The organism is Arthrobacter sp. S39 (assembly GCF_004320525.1).
Taxonomy (GTDB): Bacteria; Actinomycetota; Actinomycetes; order Actinomycetales; family Micrococcaceae; genus Arthrobacter.
Genome location: NZ_SIHX01000002.1, coordinates 508762 through 523620, shown reverse-complemented (window position 1 = coordinate 523620; position 14859 = coordinate 508762). Strand labels below are relative to the sequence as shown.

The following is a 14859-nucleotide window of genomic DNA, read 5'->3' as shown; positions in this document are numbered from 1 at the left end:
TTGGGCTGCGGTTCTGACCCCGGCTTAGCTGCGGTGGTGTTCGATCAGCCAGGCGGCCATCTGCTGGGCGCGCTTGTTCGCCTGCATGTCGCCCTCGGTGGCCGAGATGATGGACCCCTTCATGAGGATGTGCCAGGAGCGGGCGAAGTCTTCGGGACGGGCGAGCCCAGCTTCTTCCGCCAGGGTCTGGACGTGGCCGCGGATCCTGGCCAGGTAGTCGATGCTTGCCTGGCCGAGGGGGTGCGCCGGTCCCATCTCCAGCAGGATGTTGATGAATGAGCACGCCTCAAAGTCCTCGCGCAGGAACCAGTCGCCGAAGACGTCGAAGATGGCAAGCAGCTGCTCGGTGGGAGTGGCCCCGCGGCGCCGGGCCTCGGAGACGATCGCGTCCACGGTCCACTGCCGGTCCCGCTGCTCCAGGAAAGCGAGCACCAGCGAATCCTTGGACGGGAAGTGCCGGTAGAAGGTTGCTTTGGCAACGCCGGAGCGTTCAATGAGTTCGTTGACGCCGACGTCCCGGACGCCCCGGTGGGAGAAAAGTTCGTAGGCAACAGCAAGGATCCGGTCCACCGCATCGGCGTGACCAGCTGGCGCCCCCGCCTGTATTTGCACCGGGGACGGAACAGATTCTGCTGCTGAACTCATGGTGGAAATCACTTTACTCCAGGTAGAGACAGACCGGTCTTACTCGTTGTAATGTTCTTCCTACGCGCAGTGCTTTTGACGCCGGTTGGACCGTTGATGATCCCGCCGTATTGGTGCAAGGAGGCCCCGATGTCAGCAGAGCGGATGTTTCAAAGCGTGCCCGCAGACCCAGATCCTTGGATGGAAGAAAGCTTCAACCCAGTCGAGATTCGGCGGTTCGCGATCGAGTCACTGCGGTGGCAGGCCCAGGAAATCATCGACGAAGTGCTCTGCGGAAAGTCACCGGGTGAGGAACTGGCCAGGGCCAGGCTGCGCCGCTGCGTGGCGCGGCATCCCGGGGAGCCGGAGCAGGCGCTGCTGGAACAACTGATGTTCAACCGGGACCTTCCCGTCTAGAAGCCGGGACCGTCTGGTTCGGCGTTGACCCGGTCAGAGGTCTCCATCAGATGCGCCAGCAACGCCCGCTCGGGGAATCCCGGGTAGGCAGCAAGGTACCCCCGCAGACGGTCCTGGACCTCGGCGAGGTCAGGGGCGGGGTCTTCGAGGACGGAGGCAATGATCTCCTGGGCCTGCAGGCCTAATGCGGAGGTTTCGGTCTCAAGGGTGCTCGTCACAGTTGATGCTCCTGCCTTCACTGAATTTGGCCTCAAAGATTTGGAGCCTCCAAGGGAGCGCCGTACGCGGGGCCGTTGCCCCGGCATGGGGCAACACTTCGAGAGCATAACCCACAGCCTGCCGACAAATGGGGAAATCGAAGCTTTAGGAGCTCAGCGGCACGTTGTCGATCAGCCGGACCGGGCCCACTTTGGCGGCGATGATCGCCAGGGCCTCGCCGCGGAACGGGGTCTCCCGGCAGTTCTCGGCTAAGGGTTCCAGCGTGCCCGGGTCCACCACTTCGAAGTAGTCCAGGTCCACCAGCGGCTGGGACGCCACCAGGTCCTGGGCGGACTCGAGGTCCAGCGGTTCGTGCGCGTTGGCGCGGTCCTCGATGAGCCGCAGCGCCCTGGAGAGGACCAGCGCGGCTTCGCGTTGTTCGTCGGACAGGAAGCGGTTGCGGCTGGACAGGGCCAGGCCGTCGGCGGACCGCACCGTGGGCACTCCCACGATGTCGACGGGGAAGTTCAGGTCGGCCACCATGCGACGGACCAGCGCCAGCTGCTGGGCATCCTTCTGGCCGAAGTAGGCGCGGTAGGCGGGCAGACCGGCGACGCCGGAGGAGGCAAACGCGCCCGACGGCGGCAGGCCGGCGCCGGGAATCCCGTAGTGCAGCAGTTTGGCCACCACGGTGAGGGCGCCGTCGAAATGGCCGGGCCTGGAGGCGCCTTCCCACTTCTCCCCCAGCGGTCCTGCGGTCACCCGGACCAACGGCTCGCCGCCCGGGTACACCTCGTCAACCGACGGCGCGAACGCCAGGTCCACGCCCTCGGCCTCCAGCAGGGCCAGGTCAGCGTCCAGCGTGCGCGGGTATCGGTCCAGATCCACGGCGTCGCCGAACTGCAGCGGGTTCACAAAGATGGACGCCACCACCACGTCGTTCTGTTCGACGGCGGTCCGCGCCAGCTGCGCGTGCCCCTCGTGGAGCGCGCCCATCGTGGGCACCAGTCCCTGTGAGGCACCTTGTTTCTGCATCAGCAGGCGGGCACTTTCGGACCGCAGTTCGGCCGCCGTCGTCACCAGTTTGATGGGCATCTCAGTCTTCCTTCGGTTCGAGGGCCCCGCGCAGCCCCTCCAGCTGGTCCGCCTTCAGCAGGCCGCGGCTTTCGGCGCGGCGGGCCGTGGACCGGGCCATGGCGAGGTACGCCGCCAGCACGTCCCCGTGGGCTCCGGCGTCGTACTCCCGCAGTGCTTCGGCGTGGGCGGCCACTGTCCCGATGTCGCCACGGGCAACCGGCCCGGTCAGCGCGGCTTCGCCGGAGGCCAGGGCGTTCTCCAGCGTGGCCCGCAGCAGCGGACCCAGCATCCGTTCCGGCGCGTCCACGCCCACCTCGCGGAGCAGCTGGGACGCCTGCGCCACCAGGGTGACCATGTGGTTGGAGCCGTGGGCCAAGGCAGCGTGGTACAGGGTCCGGTCGCCTTCGGCGATGGCCACGGGCTCGGCACCCATCTCCACCACCAGGGCCTGGGCGATGGGCAGCATGGCCGCGTCTGCGGTGACGCCGAAGGTGCAGTCCAGCAGCCGGGTGAGGTCCAGGCTCATGCCGGTGAAGGTCATGGCAGGGTGCAGGGCGAGCGGGATGGAACCGGCCGCGCGCACAGGATGCAGGACCCCCACGCCAAACCGGCCCGACGTATGGGCAACCAGCTGCCCGGGCTGCCAGGCCCCCAGCTTTGCCAGCCCTGCCACGAGCCCGGCCAGGGCGTCGTCGGGGACGGCGAGGAGCACCAGCTCCGAGCGCTCCACGATGTCCTGGATCTCCAGGACGGGCACCCCGGGAAGCAGCGCTTCGGCCCGTTCTCGGCTCGCGTCGGACACGGCGGAAACCCCGACGACGGCGTGTTCCGCCGAGCGGAGCGCCGCACCGAGGACGGCGCCCACTTTGCCGGCACCGATGATTCCGACGCCGAGGCGTCCGGGCTTAGCCATGCTGCTGGCCTTCCTTGTTGGCGGGTTCCGTTGGGGTTTCGGCGGGTACAGCCACCGGGGCGGCAGGCTCAGCCACCAGTTCCGGGACAGGCTCAGCCACCGGGGCTGCCGGCACTACCTGGGCCAGCCAGTGTTCGGTGGTCTGGCGCTTCCGGGCCAGCCGGGCGCGGGCGGACTGTTCGTCGAAGAGGGTCCTGGCCTCGTCCGTCCCGGCCTGGATCAGGCGGGGTGAGACCGGGCCGGCGGTGGTGTGCAGCACGAGGTCAACCACGCCAAAGCGCCTGGCCAGCGGGCCCTGGTGCAGGGCAATGGACTGCGTGCGCTGGTGCGGGACCACCACCAGCTGCCGCCACCAGCGTCCGGAGCGGATCAGCAGGGCCGTTGCGGTGGCGGCGAATCCGTTGCGGCGCCATCCGAGCGGGGCGAGGAGCCGGGCCCGCCGCGGCGTGGTGATAAAACCGCCGTCGGAATCCAGCCCGCTGAGCCCCGCGCCGAACACCCGTCCCGGCTCCGGAGTCCCGGGGTCCGGGAGCACCAGCGACAGCATGCTCATGACGTCGGCCAGCTTGCCGACGGGCAGCAGTGTGGTCCGTGACGCCGCTTCCCCGTTGCTCCCGGCAGCCCCGTACCCGGCAACATTGACCTGGATCCGGTACCAGCCGAAGATCCGCCACAGCGGCGGCTGCGCTACCCTGAGCGCCTGGATCCGGCCCGGCGGGAGCGTCTGGGCCTGGGTGTCCAGGAGCCCGTACCGCAGGCGGATCCCGTCAGGCGAAATGGCGGCGGTGAAGTTATAGCCCTTGTTGAAGGAGCTCCAGTAGGTCGCGGCGAGGCCCAACGCGGCGGGGATCAGGTAGAAGTAAAAGCCGCGGTTCTCGGTCACGGCCGACAGGATCACGGAGGCGACGCCGCCGAGGACCACAAAGAAGCTTTGCTCGCTGAGCAGCAGCGAACCGACAAGGCGCGACGGCGGCACGGACAGTACCGGATACTCCGGCGCCTCAGGCGCTGCCTCCTCCGGCCGGGCCGGGTCCTGCACCACGCCGGCGGCCCGGGCGAGGATGGTGGCACGGAGCTGCCGGGCCTCGTCCATCCGGAGGTAGGCGAGGCGGACGGCGGACTCGCCGGCGTCGGCCACCTCGAACTTGAGCTCGGCCAGGCCGAAGATCCTGGCTAGCAGCGGCTGCACAATGTCGATGGCCTGGACGCGGTCCAGACGGGCTTGCCGCTGCTGCCGGAAGAGGAAGCCGGTGTTGACCCGGACGTAGCCGCCGGCGACCTGGTACCGGGTGAAATACCAGGTCAGGATGAAGCCGAGCACAGCTATCAGCAGGACCGTCCCGCCGCCGGCCAGCAGCCAGGGAATCCGGCCGGCGAAGTCGTCTTCCAGGACCGGCCTGCCCTGCAGCATCCGCTCAAAGAAGTCGCGGCCGAAGAAGAATCCGATAGCGGCGAGCGCCACCCAGCCGCGCACAAACGGCGATGCCGGGTGCACGCGCAGCCACTCGCCGTCGGGCGTTCCCGGTGCTGGCGTTTCCAGTGCTGGAGTTTCGGGTGCGGGCGTTCCCGGTGCTGGAGTTTCCAGTGCTGGAGTTTCGGGTGCGGGCGCAGCGGGCGCGGCGGGCGCGGCGGGCGCAGGACCCGGCGCCGTCCCCGGCGCCGGAACGGGGCCGTCAGCGGTCACAGCCCAGCCAGCCTGGCTTCGCCGCGGGCCGACAGCTGCTCGCGCAGGCGTGCCCCTTCGGCGGCGGGAAGCCCGGGGATGTGAGCGTTGGTGCCCGGCGAGGCGGTGTGCAGCTTGAGTGTGCACAGCCCGAGTCCGCGCTCCACGGGACCGACACCGATGTCCACGTACTGCATCCGCCCGTAGGGGACCACCATGGTGCGCTGAAAGAAAATGCCGCCCCGGATGAGGAGGTCGTCATCACGCTCGGCGTAGCCGATGGCGCGTACTTGGCGCGGGATGAGCACCAGCCGCCAGACCGCCAGGACCAGCGCCGCCGACGGAACCAGGATGGCGAGCCACAAGGGCGGCCACAGCCACCAGCCAAGGGTCACAAAAACCAGCGGCAGGCTCAGGACGAGCACCATCACGATGTTCCCGAGGGCCCACTGCACCAGCCGGACGGTCACGTACTTGGGCGACACCCGCTGCCAGCTGATGCCCGGCGGATCAATCGCCTCGGTATGCATATTCGCCTTCCCCTGCGGCTTCACCACGCGGGCTCCGGCCGCGCTGGCCCTCACCCGGCGTTTCGGTGTCCTCCGGCGGAATCTTGCAGAACCGCTCCACCAGCAGGCCCACCACGATCATGACAAGGCCGCCGCCGGCCTGGGCCAGCGCCAGCCAGGTGATGCCCTGGTCGCTGCGCATGCTCCAGACCCGCAGCTGGTCCAGGAAGATCCCGGCGTGCCAGCCCAGCAGGACCGTGCCGGCGTAGGCGCAGGCCTGGGCCAGGACCAGGGTCCGGGCGGCGAGGATCGGGTTGAGGGCAGTCTTTTTCTTGGTGGCGTCGCGGTTGCTGTTGCGCCACCGCAGGATCCGGATGCCAAGGACCAGCGTGATGGCCACGATCACGCCCATGGTGGCCAGCGCCGTGGCGGGCAGGACGGGCGTGGCCACGCTGTACCGGTTGGTCAGGACGGTGGCAGCCCAGCCGGCAACGGTCAGGATCAGGCCGATCAGCAGCAGGCGCAGCGGGTTGATGGGTTTCATGGCCTACTCAACCGCCCCGGCGGTGGGGACGCCGTCGAAGTCGCCGAAGCCGTCGAACGGAACCAGGTCCTCAAAGTCGGAGGCCCGGGCGGCCAGGACGCTGATTTTTTCGCCATTCAGCGTCGCCGCGGGCTCGATCAGGGACCACGGATGGAGCACAAACGCGCGTTCGGCGGCACGCGGGTGCGGCAGGGTCAGGTCCGGGTCGTCACTGGTGAGGTCGCCGTAGGTGATGATGTCGACGTCGAGCGTCCGCGGCCCCCAGCGCACCTCCCGGACGCGGTGGTGCTTGTTCTCCACGGACTGGCAGTGCTCCAGCAGCGCCGCCGGGGACAGGGTGGTTTCGACGGTGATGACCATGTTCAGGAAGTCCGGCTGGCCGGCGGGCCCGCCGACCGCCTTGGTCTGCACCACCGGGGAGACGGCCAGCAGGCGGACTTCCGGCGGATCCACGAGGTCGGCAACGGCCCCGGACAGGGTGTCGTTACGTTCGCCGAGGTTGCTGCCGAGCGCAAGCACTGCCTTGGTATAGCCGGTGGTCATTTCCGCTCCCGGTACACGGTGACGGACACGTCGCCGAACGGAACCTCGATAGGCGCCTTGGGCTTGTGCACGGTAATCTCTACTGCACCAAGCTGGTATTCGCTGAGCAGGTCCTCGGCGATCCGGACGGCCAGGGCCTCGATGAGGTTTACCGGCTCGCCCGTGATCCAGCCCGTGATGCGCTCCGCCACTTCGCCGTAGTGCGCGGTGTCCCGGACATCATCCGAGGCGGCCGCCGGGGAAAAGTCCAGGTGCAGCACGGCGTCCACCACGAAGGGCTGGCCCTCGCGGCGTTCGAAATCGAACACACCGTGATGGCCGACGGCGGTCACACCGCTCAGCGTAATCCTGTCCATGGGGTCCCCCGGCCCTAGTGTGCGGTGCGGGCGGCAGCCATGCGTGAGGCAACCTTGACGGCGTCAAGGCTGGGGCCGACGTCGTGCACGCGGACCGCCCAGGCCCCGCGGAACGCGCTGATGGCGGTGATGGCCGCGGTGGCGGCGTCCCGCTCTTCCGGGGAGGCCGACTTGCCGGCCACGGTGAGCAGGGTGCCCAGGAAGCGCTTGCGCGAAGCGCCCACCAGGACTTTGTGGCCGAGGCTTTCGAGCTGGTCCAGGTGCTGCAGGAGTTCCCAGTTCTGGGCATCGTTCTTGGCGAAGCCCAGGCCCGGGTCCACGATGATCTGGTCCTGGCTGACGCCGGCTGCGTAGAGCTTGTCCCGTACCCCGGCCAGTTCGGCCACCACTTCACCGGCAACGTCCTTGTAGTCGGCCAGCGAATTCATGGTGCGGGCGTCGCCGCGGCGGTGGGTGAGCACGTAGGGCACCTTGGATGCGGCGACGAGCTCTGCCATTTCCGGTTCGAGGGTGAGGCCGGAGATGTCGTTGATGATGGCGGCGCCGGCCTCCACAGCGGCGGCTGCGGTGGATGCATGGGTGGTGTCGATGCTGACCAGGGCACCGGCCTTGACCAGGGCCTGGATCACGGGGATCACGCGCCGCTGTTCCTCGTCCGGGCTGACGTCCTCCGCACCTGGACGGGTGGATTCGCCGCCGACGTCGATGATGTCCGCCCCGGCGTAGAACATCCGGAGGCCGGCTGCGATGGCGGTGTCCGGCGTCGGGTGCTTTCCGCCGTCGCTGAACGAGTCCGGGGTGACGTTGAGGACGCCCATGACCAAGGTACGGTCGGTGGGGAGGTCGGAGAATTTCGCGGCCGGACGCGGTTTGCGCAGGATGGGCAGCGGAGATGTTGCGGGCCCGGTTCCCGGGGCTGCAGCTAGTGAGTCCATGGTCTTGATACTTACCTTCCGAGGATGAGGCTCATGGCTTCGGCGCGGGTGGCCGGGTCATGGAGCTGCCCGCGTACCGCGCTGGTGACGGTCTTCGCTCCGGGCTTGCGGACACCGCGCATGGACATGCACATGTGCTCGCATTCAACAACGACGATCGCGCCGCGGGGTTTGAGGTGGCTGACCATCGCTTCAACGATCTGGGTGGTGAGGCGCTCCTGGACCTGGGGGCGGCGGGCGTAGATGTCCACGAGCCGGGCGAGCTTGCTGAGCCCGGTCACCTTTCCGTCATGGGAAGGAATGTAGCCAACGTGGGCCACACCGTGGAACGGCACGAGGTGGTGCTCGCACGTGGAGTAGAAGGGGATGTCCTTGACCAGGACCAGCTCTTCGTGGTCCAGATCGAACTTGGTGGAGAGGACATCCGCCGGATCGAGGTGCAGCCCCGCGAAGACCTCGGCGTAGGCCTTGGCCACCCGCTTGGGGGTGTCCTGGAGCCCGCCGCGGTCCGGATCCTCACCAATGGCCAGCAGGATTTCGCGGACGGCAGCTTCGATCCGCGGCCGGTCCACCTTCTCGTGCTTTTTGTGGTGGGATCCGTCCTCCGCCGGGTAACCGGCGGAGGAGTGGGCGTCGTCGTCGTCGAAGTGATTCACGTATGAAAGCTTAGCCGCGAAGGGTGTCGGGCCCCGAGTCGGGGATGCCGCCCTGGAACGGGGCATCCTCCGGAACGCCCTGGGAGTGCGGGGGCTGGGCGTCCAGCGGCTCCTCCAGGCGGGCCTCCGTGGCCTCCTGCTGCGCTTCGCGTTCGGCCTTCTCCAGGCGTGACTCGACAGGTCCTTCCTTCTGGACCGGACGGGTCTCCTTCGAAAGCCATACCTCGCGGAAGTCGCGCTTGCGGATGTCCGTGAAGATGTGCGCGATTTCGGCCTGGTTGAGGGTCTCCCGCTCCAGGAGTTCCAGGGCCAGCTGGTCCAGGACATCCCGGTTTTCGGTGAGGATGGCGTAGGCCTCGTCATGCGCCTGGTCGATCAGGCGGCGCACTTCCTCGTCCACCACGTAGGCGATCTGGTCGGAGTAGTTGCGCTCGTGCCCGGCGTCGCGGCCCAGGAACGGCTCGCCCCCGCCCTGGCCCAGGCGCACGGCACCCACGCGTTCGCTCATGCCGTACTCGGTGACCATCTTGCGGGCCGTCGAGGTGGCCTTCTCGATGTCGTTCGAGGCGCCCGTGGAGGGGTCGTGGAAGACGATTTCCTCGGCAACGCGGCCGCCCATGGCGTAGGCCATCTGGTCCAGCAGTTCGTTCCGGGTGATCGAGTATTTGTCGTTGTCCGGCACCACCATGGTGTAACCCAGGGCGCGGCCGCGGGGCAGGATGGTGATCTTGGTGACCGGGGCGGAGTTGCGCAGGGCCGCCGCCACCAGGGCGTGTCCGCCTTCGTGGTACGCGGTGATCTTGCGCTCGTGTTCCTTCATCACGCGGCTGCGCTTCTGCGGGCCGGCCATCACGCGGTCGATGGCCTCGTCCAGGGCGCGGTCGTCGATGAGGTTGGCGTTGGAGCGGGCCGTGAGCAGCGCGGCTTCGTTGAGCACGTTGGCGAGGTCTGCTCCGGTGTAGCCGGGGGTCTTCTTGGCCACAGCCTTGAGGTCGACACCCGGGGCCATGGGCTTGCCCTTGGCATGGACCTGCAGGATCTGGTCGCGGCCGATCATGTCCGGCGCTTCCACGCCGATCTGGCGGTCGAAGCGGCCCGGACGCAGCAGGGCCGGGTCCAGGACGTCGGGGCGGTTGGTGGCGGCGATCAGGATGACGTTGGTCTTGACGTCAAAGCCGTCCATTTCCACCAGCAGCTGGTTCAGGGTCTGCTCGCGTTCGTCGTTGCCGCCGCCGATGCCGGCGCCGCGGTGGCGGCCAACGGCGTCGATTTCGTCAACGAAGATGATGGCGGGCGAGTTGGCCTTGGCCTGTTCGAACAGGTCACGGACGCGGGAGGCGCCCACACCGACGAACATCTCAACGAAGTCCGAGCCGGAGATGGAGAAGAAGGGAACGCCCGCCTCGCCGGCGACGGCGCGGGCCAGGAGGGTCTTGCCGGTGCCGGGAGGGCCGTACAGCAGCACACCCTTGGGGATCTTGGCGCCCACTGCCTGGAATTTGGCCGGTTCCTGCAGGAACTCCTTGATTTCCTGGAGTTCCTCCACGGCTTCATCAGCGCCGGCGACGTCCACGAAGGTCACCTGCGGCATGTCCTTGTTGACCATCTTGGCCTTGGACTTGCCGAACTGCATGATCTTCGAACCGCCGCCCTGCATGCGGGTCATCAGGAACCAGAACAGCGCGCCGAGGAGGATGACGGGGATCAGGAGCGAGAGGAGCCCGGAGAACCAGTTGCTCTCGATTGGCTGGTCCGTGTAGCCGCTTGCGGGTTTGGCGTCGGTGACGGCCTTGACCACGTCCACCGCGCGGGCATCGACGAAGAAGAACTGGACGCTCTTGCCCTTGTCCTGCCCGTCGACCTGGAGGCTGTCCTTGAGCACCAGGTCCACGCGGTTTTCACCGTCGAAGATCTTCGCCTGCTCAACTTTGTTGTCGGCCAGCAGCCCCAGGCCCTTGTCCGTGTCGATCCGGGCGGCACCGCCGGGAGCCAGTGTTGCAAAAGCCACAAGGAGCATGCCGATCACAACAACGATCCAGATGCCCGGGCCCTTGAAGAAACTCTTAGCTTTCATCTGTTCGGGGATTCGCCCCGTCCCTCCTGGTAGTGCTGCACGGCGAGTGGTCTGCGCGCGTGTGGTGCTGCGTCAGGTTCTAGCTATACACCGTTCGGAGTAAATCACGCACGGTATGGCGCAAAAGTTCCCTCTGGGCGTAGCGGGCTGCAGGAGGCCGGGACGGACGCGCCGCAGGTCAGCCGGCCGCGCGCACAGCCAGTTTCCGAAGGGTGGCCGTGCCGCCCTCGGCGAAGACGGAAGCGCCGCGGTTTCCCGGGCCCGGGAAGACCAGGTCCGTCAGGACCACCTTGCCGCCCTGGGCGAAAACCTCCACCGAGCAATGGTCGACGACGACGCGAACCGTGAGCACGCCGTCCTCCAGCGGAACGGGGGCCGACTCCACCGACGCGAAGGCAGGGTGGAAGGCGGTGTCACCCACCGCCGTGCGGTCCAGGCTGAGCACCCCGGCGGCGGGATCGTACGCGAGGACGGCGGCACCGCCGTCGGCATCCTCCCACAGCCGGAGGCCGCAGCGGCCCGAGGTGCCGGGCAGGATCTCCGCGTCGATGACCTGCGCCTTGCCCGGCGGTAATTCGGGCAGCGCGAGCGTGCCGCGGAGCTCCCGGCCGGGCAGGGACTGGACGTTGTCAAGGGGCGGAAGGAGGGGTGCCTGGACCAGTGACGGGCGGCCGTCCACCATTTCCAGGGTGACCTCACGGACCAGCGACATCCCGGACCGCCAGGGGGACGTGGGCAGCGTGTTGGCGTAGTCCCAGTTGTTGAGCCAGCCGATCATGAGGCGCCGGTTGTCCGGAACGTTACTGAAGGACACCGCGGCATAGTAGTCACGGCCCCAGTCCAGCCAGCGGCATTCGCGCAGCCGGCCCAGGTCCGTGGCGGTGGTCCCCAACACTGGGGATTCCAGCAGCGACGACGGATCGGGTGTGAACGTGGAGCCGTCGAAGTCGCCCACGAAATACTGGCCGCCGGAGCCGCCGGCCACTGCACCGGGGTTAACGTTGACCACCAGCACCCACTTGGTCCGGTCCGGGTCGCCGTCCACGGGCAGCGGGAACAGGTCGGGGCATTCCCACTCGCCGCCGGCGGCGTTGGCTGGTCCGAACTCGCTGGCCAGTTCCCACTCGCGCAGGTCCGTGGAACGGTAGAACACCACCGTCTGCTCGCCGGCTTCGACGGCGGCCATCACCCAGCGCGGGCCGTCCGGACCCGGGTAGCTGAAGACTTTGGGGTCGCGGAAGTTCGCCGAGCCGCGCGTCAGCACGGGGTTGCCCGCGAACTTGGTCCAGGTCATGCCGGCGTCGTTGCTGTAGGCCAGGGACTGGGCCTGGGTGCCCTCTTGGGGGGCGCCGGGCTTGAAGGCGCTGGTATAGATGGCCACGAGGGGCGGGTTTTCGGCGCTGCCGAAGCCCGAGCTGTTGGCGTGGTCCACCACAATGCTGCCGGAGTAGATGTCCTCGGCGTCGTCGCAGGCGATGGCCACGGGCTGCTCGGTCCAGTGCACCAGGTCGGTGGACGTGGCATGGCCCCAGGACATGTTGCCCCACACGTTCCCGAACGGGTTGTTCTGGTAGTAAAGGTGGTAGATGCCCCGGTAAAACACCAGGCCATTGGGGTCATTGAGCCAGGTGTCAAGCGCCGTCAAGTGCAGGGCCGGACGCAGGTGCGGCGTCCCGGCCTGGGCATGCTGCGGCAGCACAACCTGGGGCCGGGCTTCCTGCGGCGGGGCCGGTTTTGGGCGTGCGTCATCAAGGCGGCTGGACATGGTGCTGGATCCTTGCTCTGGTGTGGTCAGTGGGGAGGACTTGCTTGCCGGTGTCCGGGGAACCGGACCCGGGGTCACGGCGGTGGCGCTGCGACGGAGTCGCGGGCCACCAGCGGGCAGTCCAGGATGGTGGGATGGAGCGCCATAAGGGCCAGGTCCGTCTTGCCCTCGATGGCGTCGATCAGGTTCCCGGCGGCCCAGGCACCCATTTCGTAGTGCGGCAGGGCCACCGTGGTCAGGCCCGGGTACAGGTTTGCGGCGATGAGTTCCTGGTCATCGAAGCCCACCACGGACAGGTCGGCGGGGATGGACAACCCAAGCTCCGCCGCGGCCCGGTAGGCGCCCATGGCCATCCGGTCGTTGTAGCAGAACAGCCCGGTGGGCCTGTCCGGGCGGGCCAGGATCCGGCGGGCCGCCTCATAGCCTCCCTGCACTTCGGAGATCTCCGACTCGACGGGTGCTGCGTCGCCGTCGAGCCCTGCCTCCGTCAGTGTGGCCCGGAAGCCGCGGAGGCGGTCCCGGGTGGCGGGGACGTCGTCGGTGTTGTTAAGGAAGCCGATGCGGGTGTGGCCGGCCGCCAGGAGGATTCCGACGGCGGCACGGGCACCGCCCTCCTCGTCCGGCACCACGGCGGTGATGCTGCCGCCGATGCTGACGGAGTCCACCAGAACGGACGGCACGCTGCCAAGATTGACCGGCACCTGCACCTGGCGGTGGTACATGGTGGCGTAGAGGATGCCGTCGACGCGGCGCTCGAGGAGGGCCTCGACGTCGGCATCCCTGGATTCTGAGCTCGCGGACCCGGACGTGTTGATGATCATCAGGTTGTAGCCGCGGGCACGGGCGGCCTCGTCCGCGCCCAGGATGATCCTTCCCGCATGTGGGGTGGTGGCGATGTCCTCGCTGACCAGCCCCAGCATTCCGGTCCGCTGGGTGCGGAGCGCCTGGGCGAGCCGGTTGGGCCCGTAGCCGAGATGTTCGGCGGCGGACTTCACCTTGTCCCTGGTTTCCGGACTGATCCGTGCGTACTTCACGTCGTTGAGGACATGGGAAACCGTTGTCACAGACACTCCTGCGGCGACTGCTACTTCCTTGATGCCGACTGATCTGTTGGTCATTGGTCTCCCACGTCCTCATGGTGTTGGTGCTGTACCAGTAAGGCTACAGACGAGTAATCGTTTCCCTGGCCGTGGCCGTGGCCCCTGGGCAGGTTACTGGGCCAGAACTGCATGTGCCACCTGGAAACCGACCGTGGGTGTGGCCCTCAACGCGTTGGCAGCCCTGTCTGCGATAACTTGGGCGTCACTCCCGGAGTCAAGGATCGTGTTCCGAACTGATTCCGGATCGACCATGACGGCCGTAACGGCGAGATCGTCCGACGCCTCGGTGGTCAACAGGGCGTCCACCTGGGCCTCGAAGCAGGAGTCGCTTGACGTGGAGTGGACGTCCATCGCCACCACGTGGTTGTTGGAGACGAAGTTCCCAGCCCCTGCCATCAGCCGGATGATGACAGGCGTCGCACCTGCCGGCCGGATGCTCTGGGCGTCAATGACCTCGGAGAAGTGGTTGCCGATGACGGAGTTGTTGCTGCCGCTGACAGAGAGAAGTCCGTAGAGGTCGTCCAGTCCGTTGTCGACTCCCAGGAAGGGCGTCCAGGGCTCATGGTCACGCAGGAAATGATTCGTGGCCACGAGGTTCTCCGAACTGTTCGCTGCGAGAACCACCATCCCGGGGTAGAACGAATGCAAACGGTTGTTGGTCACGCTGGAACGCGTGACGCCGTCGAGATGGACGCTGCTCGCACCACGGGGGAAGACGTTGTTCGCGGTGATCAGGAGCCCGCCATGGTTCTGGGCGTAGATCGAGTGGCCTTTGAAGCCTGCTCCCACCAGGTTGTCGGTGATCTTTGATGCCTGTCCCCACCCGCGCAGCTCGATGCAGCTTCCGCATTCGGCGATGAAGTTGTCGTGAATGGACAGCGCGTCCGCGTGGTAGATGGTGAGCGCGTTCTCCAGGTAGACGAACCCCATGCCGTTGACGCGGAATGAGTCATTGGCGTTCGCGACATAGATACCGGTCTTGCCGTTGACGTAGGTGTTCTCCGGAGGCATCCCCGAGCCATCCGGGGTGAAGTGCAACCCGTCGATGCAGAAGTTGGAGAACTCGACCGAGCTGATCCGCGGGCTCCCGGTTCGCTCAACGTAGAAGGCCGCTCCCTTGGATTCCTCTGCGCCTTCGCCGGGGGGAAGGTCGACGAGGATGCGGCTCCCCCCGGGCCACAGCTCATGCAGGTCGGGCCATTCGTCTTCGGAAACGTTGAACCGGATGCTCGAGGACGTAAAGCCGTGTCCCGAGCCATGGATTCGAAGGAAGCTGATGTCGATCACCACCTGCGTACGAAGGTGGTAGTCCCCGGGCGGAATGTAGATGACCGCGCCCGGCTTTCCGCCTTCGTCCTCATCGGTGGCCGTCTGCCTGGCCTTGATGTCAGCGATGATGCTGTTGATTACTTCACCGACGTCCTCGGACGGATTGCCGACGGGCCACGTCGTCACGTCGTAGCAGTTGTTGCTTGACATAGCTTC

At 67.3% G+C, this 14859-nt stretch carries 16 protein-coding genes; 1 reads left to right on the top strand and 15 read right to left on the bottom strand.

The features are described 5' to 3' along the window. Positions 1–24 precede the first annotated feature (24 nt). Positions 25–645, bottom strand: coding sequence for a TetR/AcrR family transcriptional regulator (locus tag EYS21_RS06275; protein ID WP_131132324.1), 621 nt, complete (start codon positions 643–645; stop codon positions 25–27). Positions 646–774: 129 nt separating this feature from the next. Between EYS21_RS06275 and EYS21_RS06270 the strand changes: the two genes are divergently transcribed. Then, positions 775–1041, top strand: coding sequence for a hypothetical protein (locus EYS21_RS06270; RefSeq protein WP_131132323.1), 267 nt, complete (start codon positions 775–777; stop codon positions 1039–1041). Here EYS21_RS06270 and EYS21_RS06265 read toward each other — a convergent pair. The 14 genes from EYS21_RS06265 to EYS21_RS06200 all read right to left on the bottom strand — a co-directional run bounded on the left by EYS21_RS06265 (position 1038) and on the right by EYS21_RS06200 (position 14853). Then, complete coding sequence (locus tag EYS21_RS06265) at positions 1038–1259, bottom strand: hypothetical protein (RefSeq protein WP_131132322.1); 222 nt, start codon at positions 1257–1259, stop codon at positions 1038–1040. The two genes, EYS21_RS06270 and EYS21_RS06265, sit on opposite strands and share 4 nt — an antisense overlap. 145 nt (positions 1260–1404) lie before the next feature. After that, complete coding sequence (locus EYS21_RS06260) at positions 1405–2334, bottom strand: pantoate--beta-alanine ligase (protein ID WP_131132321.1); 930 nt, start codon at positions 2332–2334, stop codon at positions 1405–1407. A 1-nt stretch (position 2335) separates the two neighbouring features. Next, entirely contained in the window at positions 2336–3229 is an 894-nt protein-coding gene (locus EYS21_RS06255; protein ID WP_131132320.1) for a DUF2520 domain-containing protein, read from the bottom strand. Then, complete coding sequence (locus EYS21_RS06250) at positions 3222–4769, bottom strand: PH domain-containing protein (RefSeq protein ID WP_131132407.1); 1548 nt, start codon at positions 4767–4769, stop codon at positions 3222–3224. Before EYS21_RS06250 ends, EYS21_RS06255 begins: the two co-directional genes overlap by 8 nt. 140 nt (positions 4770–4909) lie before the next feature. Beyond that, entirely contained in the window at positions 4910–5422 is a 513-nt protein-coding gene (locus EYS21_RS06245) for a PH domain-containing protein (protein WP_131132319.1), read from the bottom strand. Beyond that, positions 5403–5945 carry a DUF3180 domain-containing protein gene (locus EYS21_RS06240; protein WP_131132318.1) on the bottom strand — a complete coding sequence of 181 codons (543 nt, stop codon included), beginning with the start codon at positions 5943–5945 and terminating at the stop codon, positions 5403–5405. Before EYS21_RS06240 ends, EYS21_RS06245 begins: the two co-directional genes overlap by 20 nt. Before the next feature lie 3 nt (positions 5946–5948). Beyond that, positions 5949–6488: a 2-amino-4-hydroxy-6-hydroxymethyldihydropteridine diphosphokinase gene (gene folK, locus EYS21_RS06235; RefSeq protein ID WP_131132317.1), complete on the bottom strand. Its 540-nt coding sequence runs from the start codon at positions 6486–6488 to the stop codon at positions 5949–5951. After that, positions 6485–6844: a dihydroneopterin aldolase gene (folB, locus tag EYS21_RS06230; protein ID WP_131132316.1), complete on the bottom strand. Its 360-nt coding sequence runs from the start codon at positions 6842–6844 to the stop codon at positions 6485–6487. Before folB ends, folK begins: the two co-directional genes overlap by 4 nt. Before the next feature lie 14 nt (positions 6845–6858). Further along, on the bottom strand, positions 6859–7779 hold the full coding sequence (gene folP / locus EYS21_RS06225; RefSeq protein ID WP_131132315.1) for a dihydropteroate synthase: 921 nt from the start codon (positions 7777–7779) through the stop codon (positions 6859–6861). Between the two features lie 11 nt (positions 7780–7790). Continuing rightward, entirely contained in the window at positions 7791–8435 is a 645-nt protein-coding gene (gene folE / locus EYS21_RS06220) for a GTP cyclohydrolase I FolE (protein WP_131132314.1), read from the bottom strand. A gap of 10 nt (positions 8436–8445) precedes the next feature. Continuing rightward, positions 8446–10509, bottom strand: a complete 2064-nt coding sequence (gene ftsH / locus EYS21_RS06215; protein WP_131132313.1) for an ATP-dependent zinc metalloprotease FtsH — start codon at positions 10507–10509, stop codon at positions 8446–8448. A gap of 178 nt (positions 10510–10687) precedes the next feature. Beyond that, the gene (locus EYS21_RS06210) at positions 10688–12274 is read right to left on the bottom strand and encodes a glycoside hydrolase family 32 protein (protein ID WP_131132312.1); all 1587 of its coding nucleotides are present in this window, start codon (positions 12272–12274) and stop codon (positions 10688–10690) included. Between the two features lie 74 nt (positions 12275–12348). Then, positions 12349–13392, bottom strand: a complete 1044-nt coding sequence (locus tag EYS21_RS06205; protein WP_131132311.1) for a LacI family DNA-binding transcriptional regulator — start codon at positions 13390–13392, stop codon at positions 12349–12351. Positions 13393–13485: 93 nt separating this feature from the next. After that, on the bottom strand, positions 13486–14853 hold the full coding sequence (locus tag EYS21_RS06200) for a NosD domain-containing protein (protein ID WP_131132310.1): 1368 nt from the start codon (positions 14851–14853) through the stop codon (positions 13486–13488). Positions 14854–14859: the final 6 nt, after the last annotated feature.

What these genes read in the sequence shown, in the direction of transcription:
- EYS21_RS06200 (WP_131132310.1), bottom strand. Translation starts at nt 14,853, where the DNA reads ATGTCAAGCAACAACTGCTACGACGTGACGACGTGGCCCGTCGGCAAT.
- folB (WP_131132316.1), bottom strand. Translation starts at nt 6,844, where the DNA reads ATGGACAGGATTACGCTGAGCGGTGTGACCGCCGTCGGCCATCACGGT.
- EYS21_RS06240 (WP_131132318.1), bottom strand. Translation starts at nt 5,945, where the DNA reads ATGAAACCCATCAACCCGCTGCGCCTGCTGCTGATCGGCCTGATCCTG.
- EYS21_RS06210 (WP_131132312.1), bottom strand. Translation starts at nt 12,274, where the DNA reads ATGTCCAGCCGCCTTGATGACGCACGCCCAAAACCGGCCCCGCCGCAG.
- EYS21_RS06275 (WP_131132324.1), bottom strand. Translation starts at nt 645, where the DNA reads ATGAGTTCAGCAGCAGAATCTGTTCCGTCCCCGGTGCAAATACAGGCG.
- EYS21_RS06205 (WP_131132311.1), bottom strand. Translation starts at nt 13,392, where the DNA reads ATGACCAACAGATCAGTCGGCATCAAGGAAGTAGCAGTCGCCGCAGGA.
- EYS21_RS06270 (WP_131132323.1), top strand. Translation starts at nt 775, where the DNA reads ATGTCAGCAGAGCGGATGTTTCAAAGCGTGCCCGCAGACCCAGATCCT.
- folK (WP_131132317.1), bottom strand. Translation starts at nt 6,488, where the DNA reads ATGACCACCGGCTATACCAAGGCAGTGCTTGCGCTCGGCAGCAACCTC.
- ftsH (WP_131132313.1), bottom strand. Translation starts at nt 10,509, where the DNA reads ATGAAAGCTAAGAGTTTCTTCAAGGGCCCGGGCATCTGGATCGTTGTT.
- EYS21_RS06260 (WP_131132321.1), bottom strand. Translation starts at nt 2,334, where the DNA reads ATGCCCATCAAACTGGTGACGACGGCGGCCGAACTGCGGTCCGAAAGT.
- EYS21_RS06255 (WP_131132320.1), bottom strand. Translation starts at nt 3,229, where the DNA reads ATGGCTAAGCCCGGACGCCTCGGCGTCGGAATCATCGGTGCCGGCAAA.
- folP (WP_131132315.1), bottom strand. Translation starts at nt 7,779, where the DNA reads ATGGACTCACTAGCTGCAGCCCCGGGAACCGGGCCCGCAACATCTCCG.
- EYS21_RS06245 (WP_131132319.1), bottom strand. Translation starts at nt 5,422, where the DNA reads ATGCATACCGAGGCGATTGATCCGCCGGGCATCAGCTGGCAGCGGGTG.